General features: G+C 70.7%; 12 protein-coding genes. 4 read left to right on the top strand and 8 right to left on the bottom strand.

Going from position 1 to position 13,668, the window contains the following annotated elements:
* Positions 1 to 612 precede the first annotated feature (612 nt).
* The 3 genes from ACFWUQ_RS18705 to thyX form a co-directional block, all read right to left on the bottom strand.
* On the bottom strand, positions 613 to 2,298 hold the full coding sequence (locus ACFWUQ_RS18705) for a ribonuclease J (RefSeq protein ID WP_384539053.1): 1,686 nt from the start codon (positions 2,296 to 2,298) through the stop codon (positions 613 to 615).
* Between the two features lie 112 nt (positions 2,299 to 2,410).
* Positions 2,411 to 3,310, bottom strand: a complete 900-nt coding sequence (gene dapA, locus ACFWUQ_RS18700; protein ID WP_384539051.1) for a 4-hydroxy-tetrahydrodipicolinate synthase — start codon at positions 3,308 to 3,310, stop codon at positions 2,411 to 2,413.
* Positions 3,311 to 3,508: 198 nt separating this feature from the next.
* Positions 3,509 to 4,249, bottom strand: coding sequence for an FAD-dependent thymidylate synthase (gene thyX, locus ACFWUQ_RS18695; RefSeq protein ID WP_384539049.1), 741 nt, complete (start codon positions 4,247 to 4,249; stop codon positions 3,509 to 3,511).
* Positions 4,250 to 4,485: 236 nt separating this feature from the next.
* On the opposite strand from thyX, the gene ACFWUQ_RS18690 reads away from it, so the two are divergent.
* Both ACFWUQ_RS18690 and ACFWUQ_RS18685 read left to right on the top strand, forming a co-directional pair.
* Positions 4,486 to 4,725 carry a hypothetical protein gene (locus tag ACFWUQ_RS18690; RefSeq protein WP_384539047.1) on the top strand — a complete coding sequence of 80 codons (240 nt, stop codon included), beginning with the start codon at positions 4,486 to 4,488 and terminating at the stop codon, positions 4,723 to 4,725.
* A gap of 48 nt (positions 4,726 to 4,773) precedes the next feature.
* Positions 4,774 to 5,334: a PH domain-containing protein gene (locus ACFWUQ_RS18685; protein ID WP_384539045.1), complete on the top strand. Its 561-nt coding sequence runs from the start codon at positions 4,774 to 4,776 to the stop codon at positions 5,332 to 5,334.
* A 40-nt stretch (positions 5,335 to 5,374) separates the two neighbouring features.
* Here the strand turns inward: ACFWUQ_RS18685 and ACFWUQ_RS18680 are convergent, their stop codons facing one another.
* The 5 genes from ACFWUQ_RS18680 to rpsO all read right to left on the bottom strand — a co-directional run bounded on the left by ACFWUQ_RS18680 (position 5,375) and on the right by rpsO (position 10,878).
* Positions 5,375 to 5,827, bottom strand: a complete 453-nt coding sequence (locus ACFWUQ_RS18680) for a hypothetical protein (RefSeq protein WP_384539043.1) — start codon at positions 5,825 to 5,827, stop codon at positions 5,375 to 5,377.
* 10 nt (positions 5,828 to 5,837) lie between these two features.
* Complete coding sequence (dapB, locus tag ACFWUQ_RS18675) at positions 5,838 to 6,590, bottom strand: 4-hydroxy-tetrahydrodipicolinate reductase (protein ID WP_384539041.1); 753 nt, start codon at positions 6,588 to 6,590, stop codon at positions 5,838 to 5,840.
* Between the two features lie 42 nt (positions 6,591 to 6,632).
* On the bottom strand, positions 6,633 to 8,012 hold the full coding sequence (locus ACFWUQ_RS18670) for a M16 family metallopeptidase (protein WP_384539039.1): 1,380 nt from the start codon (positions 8,010 to 8,012) through the stop codon (positions 6,633 to 6,635).
* On the bottom strand, positions 8,009 to 10,240 hold the full coding sequence (locus tag ACFWUQ_RS18665) for a polyribonucleotide nucleotidyltransferase (RefSeq protein WP_384539055.1): 2,232 nt from the start codon (positions 10,238 to 10,240) through the stop codon (positions 8,009 to 8,011). Before ACFWUQ_RS18665 ends, ACFWUQ_RS18670 begins: the two co-directional genes overlap by 4 nt.
* 350 nt (positions 10,241 to 10,590) lie before the next feature.
* Positions 10,591 to 10,878, bottom strand: a complete 288-nt coding sequence (rpsO, locus tag ACFWUQ_RS18660; protein WP_031143997.1) for a 30S ribosomal protein S15 — start codon at positions 10,876 to 10,878, stop codon at positions 10,591 to 10,593.
* A 463-nt stretch (positions 10,879 to 11,341) separates the two neighbouring features.
* On the opposite strand from rpsO, the gene ACFWUQ_RS18655 reads away from it, so the two are divergent.
* Positions 11,342 to 11,587, top strand: a complete 246-nt coding sequence (locus ACFWUQ_RS18655) for a DUF397 domain-containing protein (RefSeq protein WP_384539037.1) — start codon at positions 11,342 to 11,344, stop codon at positions 11,585 to 11,587.
* An 812-nt stretch (positions 11,588 to 12,399) separates the two neighbouring features.
* Positions 12,400 to 13,668: SCO5717 family growth-regulating ATPase (locus tag ACFWUQ_RS18650; RefSeq protein ID WP_384539035.1), on the top strand; the 1,269-nt coding region annotated here is incomplete at its 3' end.

Below are 13,668 nucleotides of genomic sequence, written 5' to 3'. Positions count from 1 at the left end.
GGTGCACACATCACTTAGAGCGGGCACGTCCTGTCGGAATAAGACCGACGCGCCACAACGTCCTCGCTGTGTAATTGCCTGCAAGCACTCCACGAGGGAGCCCCACAGGACTTTTTCAAAGGAACCTCATCCACCGAAATGGACGGGGTATCAACTTTTGGCGTTGATTTTTGGCACGCTGTTGAGTTCTCAAGGAACGGACGCTTCCTTCGTACTCACCCTCTCGGGCTTTCCTCCGGGCTTCGTTTCGTTCTGTTCTGCGTTTCCGACTCTATCAGACTCTTTCGTGTCCGATTCCCGGTCGAAGCGGGTTTCGCTTTCCAGGTTTCCGCTTTCGCGTTTCCCTTTCCGGCGAGTCCGACTCTATCAGATCCGATTCCGTGTCGTTTCCGATCGGATTCGAATTCCAATGGCCTTCGGCGGGCCTTTCCCTTTCGGGAGAACCAGACTTTATCAGGTCTCCCCGGTCTGGATTCCCACCCGCTCGCGCGAAGCGTCCGGACACACGAGTGTGCCCGTCTGCCCTGCGAGGTGGAGACGTAAACGTACTGGAGCGGGGCCCCCGGACGCAAATCCGGTTGCCCCGCTCCCGTGCGGTCGCTACGGCGAGGGTCAGACCTCGACGACGACGGGGAGGATCATCGGGCGGCGGCGGTAGCTGTCCGAGACCCACTTGCCCATCGTGCGGCGGATGAGCTGCTGGATCTGGTGCGGCTCGGCCACGCCGTCGGCGGCGGCGCGGGCGATGGCCTCCTCGACCTTCGCGATCACCGGGCCGAAGGCGCCGTCGTCGATACCGGAGCCCCGGGCCTGGATGTTCGGGCCGCTGACGACCTTGCCCGTCGTGCTGTCCACCACCACGTAGACCGAGATGATGCCCTCGTCCCCGAGGATCCGGCGGTCCTTGAGCGAGGCCTCCGTGACGTCGCCGACCGACAGGCCGTCCACGTACACGTAGCCGGCCTGGACCTTGCCGGAGATGCGGGCCTTGCCGTCGATCAGGTCGACGACCACGCCGTCCTCGGCGATGACGATGCGATCCTTCGGGACACCCGTCAGGGCGCCGAGCTCGGCGTTGGCACGCAGGTGGCGCCATTCACCGTGGACCGGCATCAGGTTCCGCGGCTTGCAGATGTTGTAGAAGTACAGCAGCTCGCCCGCGGAGGCGTGGCCGGAAACGTGCACCTTGGCGTTGCCCTTGTGCACGACGTTGGCGCCCCAGCGGGTCAGGCCGTTGATCACGCGGTAGACCGCGTTCTCGTTGCCCGGGATCAGGGACGACGCCAGGATCACGGTGTCGCCGGGGACGATCCGGATCTGGTGGTCGCGGTTGGCCATCCGGGACAGGGCCGCCATCGGCTCGCCCTGGGAGCCCGTGCAGACCAGGACGACCTCGTGGGCCGGCAGGTCGTCGAGGGTCTTGACGTCGACGACGAGGCCGGCCGGGACCCGCAGGTAGCCCAGGTCGCGCGCGATACCCATGTTGCGGACCATCGAGCGGCCGACGAACGCGACCCTGCGGCCGTACTCGTGGGCGGCGTCGAGGATCTGCTGGATGCGATGCACATGGCTCGCGAAGCTGGCCACGATGATCCGGTTGTGGGCGTTCGCGAAGACCGTGCGCAGGACGTTGGAGATCTCCCGCTCGGGCGGCACGAAGCCGGGGACCTCGGCGTTCGTCGAGTCCGAGAGGAGGAGGTCGATGCCCTCTTCGCTCAGGCGCGCGAAGGCGTGCAGGTCCGTGAGGCGCTTGTCCAGCGGGAGCTGGTCCATCTTGAAGTCGCCGGTGGCGACGACCAGGCCCGCGGGGGTCCTGATCGCTACGGCCAGGGCGTCCGGGATGGAGTGGTTGACCGCGATGAACTCGCAGTCGAAGGGGCCGAGGGCCTCGCGCTCCCCCTCCTTCACCTCAAGGGTGTAGGGGCGGATGCGGTGCTCCTGGAGCTTCGCCTCGATGAGGGCCAGCGTCAGCTTGGAGCCGATCAGCGGGATGTCCGGCTTCTCCCGCAGGAGGTAGGGGACGGCGCCGATGTGGTCCTCGTGCCCGTGGGTCAGGACGATGCCGTCGATGTCGTCGAGCCGGTCCCGGATGGACGTGAAGTCCGGCAGGATCAGGTCGATGCCCGGCTGCTCCTCCTCGGGGAAGAGGACGCCGCAGTCGACGATCAGCAGGCGACCGTCGAACTCGAAGACGGTCATGTTGCGGCCGATCTCGCCGAGACCACCCAGAGGGGTGACGCGCAGGCCGCCCTTGGGCAGCTTCGGCGGGGGACCGAGTTCGGGATGCGGGTGGCTCAAAAGTATCTCCTCACCACACGAGCCACGTACCTCGGAAGGCACGTGGCGCGCATGTCATTCGTGCACTTGCTTCGTCTTTTTGGTCTTGCGTATTCAGTTGTGAAGTCTGGTGTCAGAGCTGTACCCCGCCGGCGGCAAGGTCGATCTTGAGCTGTGCCGTCTCCTCGACGGACAGCTCGATCAGCGGGAGCCGCAGGGGCCCCGCGGGCAGACCCTGCAGACCCAGCGCGCCCTTGGAGGTCATCGCGCCCTGGGTGCGGAACATACCGGTGATCACGGGGAGCAGCTTCTGGTGGATCTCGGTGGCCTTCTGGACGTCGCCGCCCGTGTAGGCCTCAAGCATGGCGCGCAGCTCGGGGGTGACCACATGGCCGATCACCGAGACGAAGCCCACCGCGCCGACCGACAGGAGCGGCAGGTTCAGCATGTCGTCGCCGGAGTACCAGGCCAGGCCGCTCTGCGCGATGGCCCGGCTGGCGAGGCCGAGGTCGCCCTTGGCGTCCTTGTTGGCCACGATACGGGGGTGCTCGCCCAGCCGTACCAGGGTTTCGGTGTCGATCGCGACACCACTGCGGCCGGGGATGTCGTAGAGCATGACCGGCAGTGCGGTGGCGTCGGCAATGGCCGTGAAGTGCCGGTACAGGGCCTCTTGCGGCGGCTTGCTGTAGTACGGGGTGACCGCGAGGAGGCCGTGGGCGCCGATGCGCTCGGCTTCGCGGGCCAGCTCCAGGGTGTGGCGGGTGTCGTTGGTGCCGATGCCGGCGACGACGTGGGCGCGGCTTCCGACCGCTTCGAGGACGGCTCGTACGAGGTCGTTTTTCTCCGCGTCGGTGGTGGTGGGCGACTCACCGGTGGTGCCGTTGATGATCAGGCCGTCGTTGCCTGCGTCCACCAGGTGGACGGCGAGCCGCTGCGCGCCGTCGAGGTCGAGTGAGCCATCCGCCGCGAACGGCGTGATCATGGCGGTGAGGACCCGCCCGAAGGGGGTCTGCGGAGTCGAGATCGGAGCCATGGGTAACACGCTACTCGCTGCCATGCTCGCGGCGTCCCTCGGGGACTTCAACAGTGTGTTGGACGCCGGCACTGCCTGCTCGGGGGTTCAAGCAGTGCCGGGTCCGTTTGATCAGCCTAGATGAACTTTCCGAAACGCCGCAATACGGACACTTGGGACTTGACTCCGCACATGTGTACGCCGTTGGCGTCCGGGGCCTTACGGGGCAACGCGCCCGTTGCCGTTGAACGCCGCGTACGTGAGCGGCATCAGCGAGGCCCAGTGCTGCTCCATCTTCTCGCCGACCATCTCGATCTCCCGCTGCGGGAAGGACGGGACCGCGGCCAGCTCGTGCTGCGTGCGCAGACCGAGGAAGTGCATGAGCGAGCGCGCGTTGCACGTCGCGTACATGGAGGAGAAGAGACCGACGGGCAGGACCGAACGGGCGACCTCGCGGGCCACGCCCGCCGCCAGCATCTCCTGGTAGGCCTCGTAGGCCCGGAGGTAGGAGTCCTCCATGACGCGGGCGGTCAGCCGCTGCTGCGCCTCGGTGCCCTCGACGAAGACGTACTTGCCCGGGCGGCCCTCCTGGACGAGCTTGCGCTCGGCGTCGGGGACGTAGAAGACCGGTTCGAGCTCCCTGTAGCGGCCGGATTCCTCGTTGTACGACCAGCCCACGCGGTGCCGCATGAACTCGCGGAAGACGAAGATCGGGGCGCTGATGAAGAAGGTCATCGAGTTGTGCTCGAACGGGCTGCCGTGCCGGTCCCGCATCAGGTAGTTGATCAGGCCCTTCGAGCGCTCCGGGTCCTTGCTCAGCTCCTCCAGGGACTGCTCGCCGGCCGTGGAGACACGGGCGGCCCACAGCACGTCGGAGTCGGCGGCGGAGTGCTTCACCAGCTCCACCGTCACGTCACTGCGGAAGCTGGGTTTCAGATCTGAAGCGGCGGTGTCGCTCACCGGGGGTCCTTCCAAACGTGCGTTCCTGGGGCGCGCCCACTCTACGTCGCCGGTCACCGCCCGACGCGCAGTCGCACGCGGGGCCGGGACCACCCGGTCAGCTGACGCGGCGCCACGAATTCTGGTGAATGTCCTGAATTCCGGCACGGATTGAGCGGCCCGCGCGTCCTACAGGAGAGAACACACCGCACTGCCGTACCGCCCTCAGGGCCCCTATCGTGAGGAGAGTCGCTCCTATGTTCCTCCGGCGCGAGAACGTCCCGTTCGCCTTCGTCGCCGAGGCCGACCGATTCAGAAGCAATGTCACTCCACCGCCGCGCGAGCGGATGAGCAGGACCCAGACGGCCGCCCGTAGTCTGGTCGGGCTGACCGTGGTGGCGGGGCTCGCCGGATCGCTGCTCTTCGGCATGCCGGCGCTGGAGCCGAGCAGGACGGCGCAGAAGTCGCAGCAGTCGGAGGCGTCCCAGGAGCGGTAGCCTCACGGGCACTGCCCAACCGAACGTGCATGTGAGTGAGGTCCAGCCGTGCCCCTGCCCTTCCTGACGGCCGACGGCGTATTCGACGCGGATGACGACGGCGGCGAGGTGCTGGCCCATGACGACCGCGACCGCTGGCGGCGTCCCTACCGGCCCGGACCGTGGCGGGTCGCCATCGCCGCGCTGCTCCTCCTGCTGTCGGCCTTCATGCTGCTGTCCACGATGATCGTCGGTGCCGTCGGCGCCTGGGCCGGAGCGAGCGTCTGCCTGGTGGCGGCGCTCTGCGTCATCGGTTCGGCGCTGCGGATCCTGCGCGCCGGCGTCTGGGTGAGCCGTACGGGGCTGCGCCGCGTGGGGTTCTTCGGGACGCGCTCCCTCGCGTGGAGCGAGATCGCAGAGGTGCGCACCGTGCAGCAGCCCGTGCGCTGGCTGGGGCTGCCGAGGACCGTGCAGGGCCAGGCGCTGATGGTGGCCGGGCACGGCGGGGCGCGGCTGCCGGTGCTGCTGACCGACCACAACGCCGACTTCCTGTCCCGGGCGGAGGCCTTCGACCGCGCGGCCGACATGGTCGAGGCGTGGGCGGAGGAGTACCGGCCGGCCGCCGTCTGACGCGCTGTCGCCGCGCGCGCACGGGAAGCCCGTACAGGTATCAGGCCTGTACGGGCTTCCCGTCGTGCAGGGCGATCGCGCGCTGCATGGCCTTGCGCGCCCGGGGGGTGTCGCGGGCGTCGTGGTAGGCGACGGCGAGCCGGAACCAGCTGCGCCAGTCCCCCGGCGCGTCCTCGGTCTCGGCCCGGCGGCGCGCGAAGACCTCGTCGGCGGAGTCGCGCCGGATGCGGCCGTACTGGTCGCGCTCCAGCTCGTCGACGGGCAGCCCGCCCTCGGCCTCCAGCTCGGTCGCGAGCTGGTTGGCCCGGGTGACGAAGCGGGTGTTCATCCAGAGGAACCAGACGCCGATGACCGGCAGGATCAGCACGGCCGCACCGAAGGTGACGGTGAGCCAGGTGCCGTGCCGGATCAGCATCAGGCCCCGGCTGCCGACCAGGACGAAGTAGACGACCAGGACGGCGGCCGTGATGAAGTACGTGATCTTCGCGCGCATGGTGGTCGATTCAGCCCAGGTCGAGGAAGTTTTCCAGGCCGAATGTGAGGCCCGGGGTCCCCGCCACGCGGCGGGTGCCGAGCAGGATGCCCGGCATGAAGCTGCTGTGGTGCAGGGAGTCGTGACGGATGGTCAGGGTCTCGCCCTCGCTGCCGAGGAGCACTTCCTGGTGGGCCAGCAGGCCGCGCAGGCGGACGGCGTGCACCGGGACGCCGTCGACGTTCGCACCGCGCGCGCCGTCCAGGGCCGTGGCGGTGGCGTCGGGCTGGGCGGGGCAGCCCGCTTCGGCACGGGCGGCCGCGATGAGCTGCGCCGTGCGCGTCGCCGTACCGGAAGGCGCGTCAACCTTGTTCGGGTGGTGCAGTTCGACGACCTCGACGGACTCGAAGTAGCGGGCCGCCTGGGCCGCGAACTTCATGGTGAGGACGGCGCCGATGGAGAAGTTCGGGGCGATGAGCACGCCGGTCTCCGGAGAGCCCGCCAGCCAGGTGGTCAGCTGCGCGAGGCGGTCCTCGGTCCAGCCGGTCGTACCGACCACGGCGTGGATACCGTGGCGGATGAGGAAGTCGAGGTTCCCCATCACCGAGGCGGGCGTGGTCAGCTCGACGGCGACCTGCGCGCCGGCCTCCGCCAGTGTCTCCAGCTTGTCGCCGCGGCCGAGCGCCGCCACCAGTTCCATGTCCTCGGCGGCTTCGACCGCCTTGACGGCCTCGGCGCCGATGCGGCCCTGGGCTCCGAGGACCGCCACGCGCAGCTTGCTCATATCCATGTCCTTACATCAGCACTGACTTACCTGGGTGCGGTACTAGCCGACCACTTCGTCGAGGCGGCCGGCCTGCTTCTCCTTCAGCGGGCCGATCACCGCGAGCGAGGGGCGCTGGGCCAGCACGTCCCGGGCGACGGCGCGGACCTCGTCCGGGGTCACGGCGGCGATCCGGGCCAGCATGTCGTCGACCGACATCTGGTCGCCCCAGCACAGCTCGCTCTTGCCGATACGGTTCATGATCGCGCCGGTGTCCTCCAGGCCCAGGACGGTGGACCCGGAGACCTGGCCGATGGCGCGCCTGATCTCCTCGTCGCTGAGTCCGTCCGCGGCGACCTTGTCGAGTTCGTCGCGGCAGATCCGGAGCACGTCGTGCACCTGGCTGGGCCGGCAGCCCGCGTACACGCCGAACAGGCCGGTGTCGGCGAAGCCCGAGGTGTACGAGTACACGCTGTAGGCGAGGCCGCGCTTCTCCCGGACCTCCTGGAAGAGGCGCGAGGACATGCCGCCGCCGAGGGCGGTGTTCAGCACGCCCAGCGCCCAGCGGCGCTCGTCGGTGCGGGCCAGGCCCGGCATGCCGAGGACGACGTGGGCCTGCTCGGTCTTGCGGTTGACCAGGTCCACGCGGCCGGCCGTGCGGATCCGCTTGGTGCCGGTGCGCGGGCCGACGGGCTCGGCGTCGGTGCGGCCGAGGGCGCCGGCCTTCTCGAAGGCGGCGCGTACCTGGCGTACGACCTTGGCGTGGTCGACGTTGCCGGCCGCGGCCACGACCAGGTGGGTCGGGTCGTAGTGCTTCTTGTAGAAGCGGCGGATCCGGTCGGCGCCGAGGGCGTTGATCGTGTCGACGGTGCCGAGGACGGGACGGCCCAGCGGGGTGTCGCCGAGCATGGTCTTCGCGAACAGGTCGTGCACGCAGTCGCCCGGGTCGTCCTCGGTCATCGCGATCTCTTCGAGGATCACCCCGCGCTCGGCGACGACGTCCTCCTCGCGGATGAGCGAGCCGGTGAGCATGTCGCAGACCACGTCGATGGCCAGCGGCAGGTCGGTGTCGAGCACGCGCGCGTAGTAGCAGGTGTACTCCTTCGCCGTGAAGGCGTTCATCTCGCCGCCGACCGCGTCGATCGCGGCGGAGATGTCGAGGGCACTGCGCTTCTCGGTGCCCTTGAAGAGGAGGTGCTCCAGGTAGTGCGTGGCGCCGTTCAGCGTGGGCGTCTCGTCACGGGAGCCGACGTGCGCCCAGATGCCGAAGGTGGCCGAGCGGACGGAGGGCAGCGTCTCGGTGACGATGCGCAGTCCGCCGGGCAGGACGGTGCGCCGGACGGTGCCGATGCCGTTCCGGCCCTGGAGGAGGGTTTGGGTACGGGCGACGGCCCGCGCCTCCGAAGAGGGGCGGGCCGTCACACGGGAACTACGCGACATCACTTGTCGGAGTCGTCCTTGTCTGCGTCATCGGAGGCAGCGTCGGCGGACTCGCCGTCGATCACGGGGATCAGGGAGAGCTTGCCGCGCTGGTCGATCTCGGCGATCTCCACCTGGACCTTGGAGCCGACCGCGAGCACGTCCTCGACGTTCTCCACGCGCTTGCCACCGGCGAGCTTGCGGATCTGCGAGATGTGCAGCAGGCCGTCCTTGCCGGGCATCAGGGAGACGAAAGCACCGAAGGTGGTGGTCTTGACGACCGTACCCAGGTAGCGCTCGCCGACCTCCGGCATGGTCGGGTTGGCGATCGCGTTGATCGTGGCGCGGGCGGCCTCGGCGGCCGGGCCGTCGGAGGCACCGATGTAGATGGTGCCGTCGTCCTCGATCGTGATCTCGGCGCCGGTGTCCTCCTGGATCTGGTTGATCATCTTGCCCTTGGGCCCGATGACCTCGCCGATCTTGTCCACCGGGATCTTGACGGTGATGATCCGGGGGGCGAAGGGGGACATCGCGTCCGGCGTGTCGATCGCTTCCATCATCACGTCGAGGATGTGGAGGCGGGCGTCGCGGGCCTGCTTGAGGGCGGCGGCCAGGACCGAGGCCGGGATACCGTCGAGCTTGGTGTCCAGCTGGAGCGCGGTGACGAACTCCTTGGTGCCGGCGACCTTGAAGTCCATGTCGCCGAAGGCGTCCTCCGCACCGAGGATGTCGGTGAGGGCGACGTAGTGGGTCTTGCCGTCGATCTCCTGGGAGATCAGGCCCATGGCGATACCGGCGACGGGGGCCTTGAGCGGCACACCGGCGTTCAGCAGCGACATGGTGGAGGCGCAGACCGAGCCCATGGACGTCGAACCGTTGGAGCCGAGGGCCTCGGACACCTGGCGGATCGCGTACGGGAACTCCTCGCGGGTCGGGAGGACCGGCACGATCGCGCGCTCGGCGAGCGCGCCGTGGCCGATCTCGCGGCGCTTGGGCGAGCCCACGCGGCCGGTCTCACCGACGGAGTACGGCGGGAAGTTGTAGTTGTGCATGTAGCGCTTGCGGGTCACCGGGGAGAGGGTGTCCAGCTGCTGCTCCATGCGGAGCATGTTGAGGGTGGTGACGCCCAGGATCTGGGTCTCGCCACGCTCGAACAGCGCCGAGCCGTGCACGCGCGGGATGGCCTCGACCTCGGCGGCGAGGGTACGGATGTCCGTGATCCCGCGGCCGTCGATGCGGACCTTGTCCTTGATGACGCGCTCGCGCACCAGGGCCTTGGTCAGGCTGCGGTACGCGGCGGAGATCTCCTTCTCGCGGCCTTCGAAGGCCGGGAGGAGCTTCTCGGCGGCGATCTCCTTGACGCGGTCCAGCTCGGCCTCGCGGTCCTGCTTGCCCGCGATGGTCAGCGCCTGGGACAGCTCGCCCTTGACGGCGGCCGAGAGGGCCTCGTACACGTCGTCCTGGTAGTCCAGGAAGACCGGGAACTCGCCCTCGGGCTTGGCGGCCTTGGCGGCCAGGTCGGCCTGGGCCTTGCAGAGGACCTTGATGAACGGCTTCGCGGCGTCGAGGCCCGCGGCGACGACCTCCTCGGTCGGCGCCTCGGCGCCGCCCTTGACGAGCGCGATGGTCTTCTCGGTGGCCTCGGCCTCGACCATCATGATCGCGACGTCGCCGTCGTCCAGGGCGCGGCCCGCGACGACCATGTCGAAGACGGCGTCCTCAAGCTCGGTGTGCGTCGGGAAGGCGACCCACTGGCCGCGGATCAGCGCGACGCGGACGCCGCCGATCGGGCCGGAGAAGGGCAGGCCGGCCAGCTGGGTGGACGCGGACGCGGCATTGATCGCGACGACGTCGTACAGGTGGTCCGGGTTGAGCGCCATGATCGTGGCGACGACCTGGATCTCGTTGCGCAGGCCCTTCTTGAAGGACGGGCGCAGCGGGCGGTCGATCAGGCGGCAGGTGAGGATCGCGTCCTCGGAGGGGCGGCCCTCGCGGCGGAAGAACGAGCCGGGGATCTTGCCGGCCGCGTACTGGCGCTCCTCGACGTCCACCGTCAGGGGGAAGAAGTCGAGCTGGTCCTTGGGCTTCTTCGACGCGGTGGTCGCGGAAAGCACCATCGTGTCGTCGTCCAGGTAGGCAACGGCGGAACCGGCGGCCTGGCGGGCCAGACGGCCCGTCTCGAAGCGGATGGTGCGGGTGCCGAAGGAACCGTTGTCAATGACGGCCTCGGCGTAGTGGGTCTCGTTCTCCACTAGCGTTTTCTCCATTTTCGTCGTCTCCGTCCGCCACCCGTGTGGCGGCGAACGGTTGCGGAGAAGCGCTCCTGGCCTGGGGCCGGTCTTCGATCGAAGCACCCGGTTCGTTGCCCGTCAGGGCATTCCGGGTGCCACTACCGAGGACCGGCGGCGTAGGGAGGGCGCTCCTCCTCTTCTGTTGTGCACGTCTTCGCGCGTCTGCACGCGTCTACTCAGGTCATCTGCGACCAGTGCGCTTCTCAGACGTGCGCGTGCGTCCCGTCCAGACTACAAAGGGTCCGGTCGGTCCCGCACGTACAGCAAAGGAGCGGCCCCCGGATGTGGGAACCGCTCCCCTTCACGCCGTGTTACTTGGCGCCGGCCGCACCGCGGCGGATGCCGAGGCGCTCGACCAGCGTACGGAAGCGCTGGATGTCCTTCTTGGCCAGGTACTGCAGCAGGCGGCGACGCTGGCCGACCAGGATCAGCAGACCGCGACGGGAGTGGTGGTCGTGCTTGTGCGTCTTGAGGTGCTCGGTCAGGTCCGAGATGCGGCGGGACAGCATGGCGACCTGGACCTCGGGAGAGCCGGTGTCGCCCTCCTTGGCACCGAACTCGCTGATGATCTGCTTCTTCGTAGCGGCGTCGAGCGGCACGCGTACTCCTCGTTTAGGTCTTCGTTGCCACCGAGTGCCCCAGGTCTGATTCTCTGGGGAGCTTCCGTTACTCGGGAGGCGGGGTCCGCTGAGCGCAGCCTCCAGAGGATTCCGGGGGCGCGTACACAAACGGCCGTAACACAGCGTACCAGGCTGCCGCTCAGCCACGTCTCGGCCTGTGGGCACGGGGACCGTGCTTGATCGTCCGGGACGGCCGCCGCGGGCCGGGGCTCCGCGGGCCTCCGGGAGGTCCGTGCGCCGCCTTGAGAAGAGTGGCAGAGGAGGGGCGGGCGGGGCCAGTGGTTTTCTCCGGGGGGTGGGGCCGGGGTGGCGGGGCCCGGGGCCGGGTCCGGGTTCGGCGGAGCGGGTGGATCGTCGGGAAACCTCCCGGTGGAGGCGGGTCGTCGCCGATAATCGGCGACGGAGACCTAGCAGGACCGCACCACCGAGGGAGAGGCCGCGCATGGGCACCCAGCAGGAGAAGGACGAGCTGTACGCGCTCGACATCAGCGGCGTCGAGTGGGAGGGCCCGCCCGGGACCAGCCCGGAGGAGGAGCGCGTCGAGATCGCCCGGCTGCCCGAGGGCGCGGTGGCCATGCGGTCCTCGCTGGACCGGGAGACCGTGCTGCGGTACACCGCCGCCGAGTGGGAGGCGTTCGTACTGGGCGCCCGGGACGGCGAGTTCGATCTGGACCGCCACCACCCCTGAGGGGCGGCGGCACGGCAGGCATCGGAAGGGGCGCGCCCGGTACGGGCGGGCCCCTTCCGCGCGTGCCGGTGCCGGTGCCCGGTACCGGTGCCGGTGCGCGATGCCCGGTGCCCGGTCGGGCTGCCGCGGGTGCGCGGGTGCGCGTACGGGCACGGCGGGGGCAGCTTCCGCAGGGGCGGGGCCGGAGGCGCGTGGCCAGCGGGGGCGGGGCCCGGGGGGCCCAGCCGAGGGTGGGCCCGGAGAGGCGGGGCCGGTGGAGGGCGCAGCCCGGGGGTGGGGCCCGGAGGGGTTTGGCCCGGGGCGGGGAGCGGGACCCGGGGGGGCTTGGCCCGGGGCCGGGAGCGGGACCCGGGGGGGCTTGGCCCGGGGCCGGGAGCGGGACCCGGGAGGGCGGGGCCAGCGGAGGGTGGGCCCGGAGGGGCGGGCCGGCGGAGGGCGCGGCCCGGAGGTGGGGCCCGGGGGTGGGGCCCGGGGGGGCCCGGAGGGGGGCGCTTCCGCTTGGGCTTGTTCTCGTTTCTTCATCCGGTGGGAGTCGGCGGCGGGCCGACGGGGGATCACCTCCCCTGGGAACCAAGCCCGTTGCTGCGGGCGACCTTGAACATGCCGGGGGCCGCGCGGCTGCGTACGGGGAGCGAGCAGGGGCAGTTGCCGTGGGGCGGACCGCTGCGGGCACTATGAGAGGTGCGTCCGGCCGGCCGGGAAGGGGTGCGTCGACGGGGGCGGATCCTGGCGGGCGGAGCGCGATTAGGCTGAGCGTGGGCGCGGCGTCGAGGTGGGCGCCGGACCAGCGTTCGACAGACCAGGAGGACCAAGTGAGCGGCGATCGGAACGAGAGGCGCGGCGGGACGTGGGACGTCCCGACGGACGATCAGTCCGACGCGGAGCCCGAGACGACGGGCGAGTTCACCATCGACTACGCCCCGCCGGCTTGGTACACGCAGGGCTCGACGGGCCCGGCCGCGTCGGTACCGGGGCTGCCCGAGGGCAGCGGCTACGAGCCCTACCGCCCCGCGGAGGTGGTCCCGCCGCCGCCGGTGCGGTTCACGCCGCCGACGCCGCCCGCCGATGCCGCCAAGGCGGCCCCGTACACGCCGCCGGCGTCGGCCTCGGCCGGCGCGTACACGCCGTACTCGGCGCCCGCCGCCGAGCCGGTCGCGCCCCCGGAGCCTGTCGACAGCGCGCCGTCGGCCGCGGCGCCCGCGGCCGGGGCCCCGGAGCCCTCGGACGCTCCCGGCTCGGGCAGCGCGCCCGCACCCGCCGGTGAGGCGCCCGCCTCCTTCTCCGCTTCCGTGGCCTTCGGCGGCGGCGGCGCCGGATCGCCGTCGGCGCTTCCGGCCACGGGCACCCCCTTCGGGGGCGGCGGCCCGTCGGTGAGCGCCGCGGGTCCGTCCGACTGGGCCGGTTCGCTGCCGCCCTTCGCGGGAGCTCCCGCGGCCCGGACCGCGCCCGCCGCCGCCACCCCGGCGGCGGAGACGCCTGCGGCGGAGCCGGAGACGGCCGGTGCCGATGCCGGTGCCCGCGCCGACGCACCGTACGCGGCCTCGGAGCCCGCGGCGACGCCCCGGCAGATGGACGAGGCCGAGGAGAGTGCCGTACCCGCGCAGCGTGCGCCCCGCGCGGAGGAGCCGGTCGCCGCCGCGTCCGTGACTCCGGAGCGGCCCTTCGCCGGGTCGGTTGCCGAACTCCCGCCGCTGCCGGCCGCGTTCGCGGATTCCCAGACCTCGCGGGACGGCTACGGCTTCCCGCCCGCTCCGGCGCAGACGCCCGCTCCGGCCGGGGCGCCGGGGTACGGGTTCCCTCCGGCCGCGGCCCCGGAGCAGGCGCAGGGCGCGGAGAGTGCGCACGGCTACGGCTTCCCGCCGCCGCCCGCCGCGCCCGCCCAGCCCCAGGCTCCCGAGCACGAGGTCCCGAACGCCACTCCCCCGGCCGCGAAGCGGGAACCGGCCCCCGCGGACGCCCCCGGCCACGGCTTCCCGCGCGCGCAGCCGCCCCAGGACGACCCCCACCACGGCACCGCCCCGACCCGGGCCGAACGCGAGCCCGACGGCTACGGCTTCCCCCGCACACCCCAACCGCAGGAC

This window comes from Streptomyces sp. NPDC058662 (assembly GCF_042716255.1).
Lineage (GTDB): Bacteria > Actinomycetota > Actinomycetes > Streptomycetales > Streptomycetaceae > Streptomyces.
This window is presented reverse-complemented; position numbering and strand designations above follow the sequence as displayed.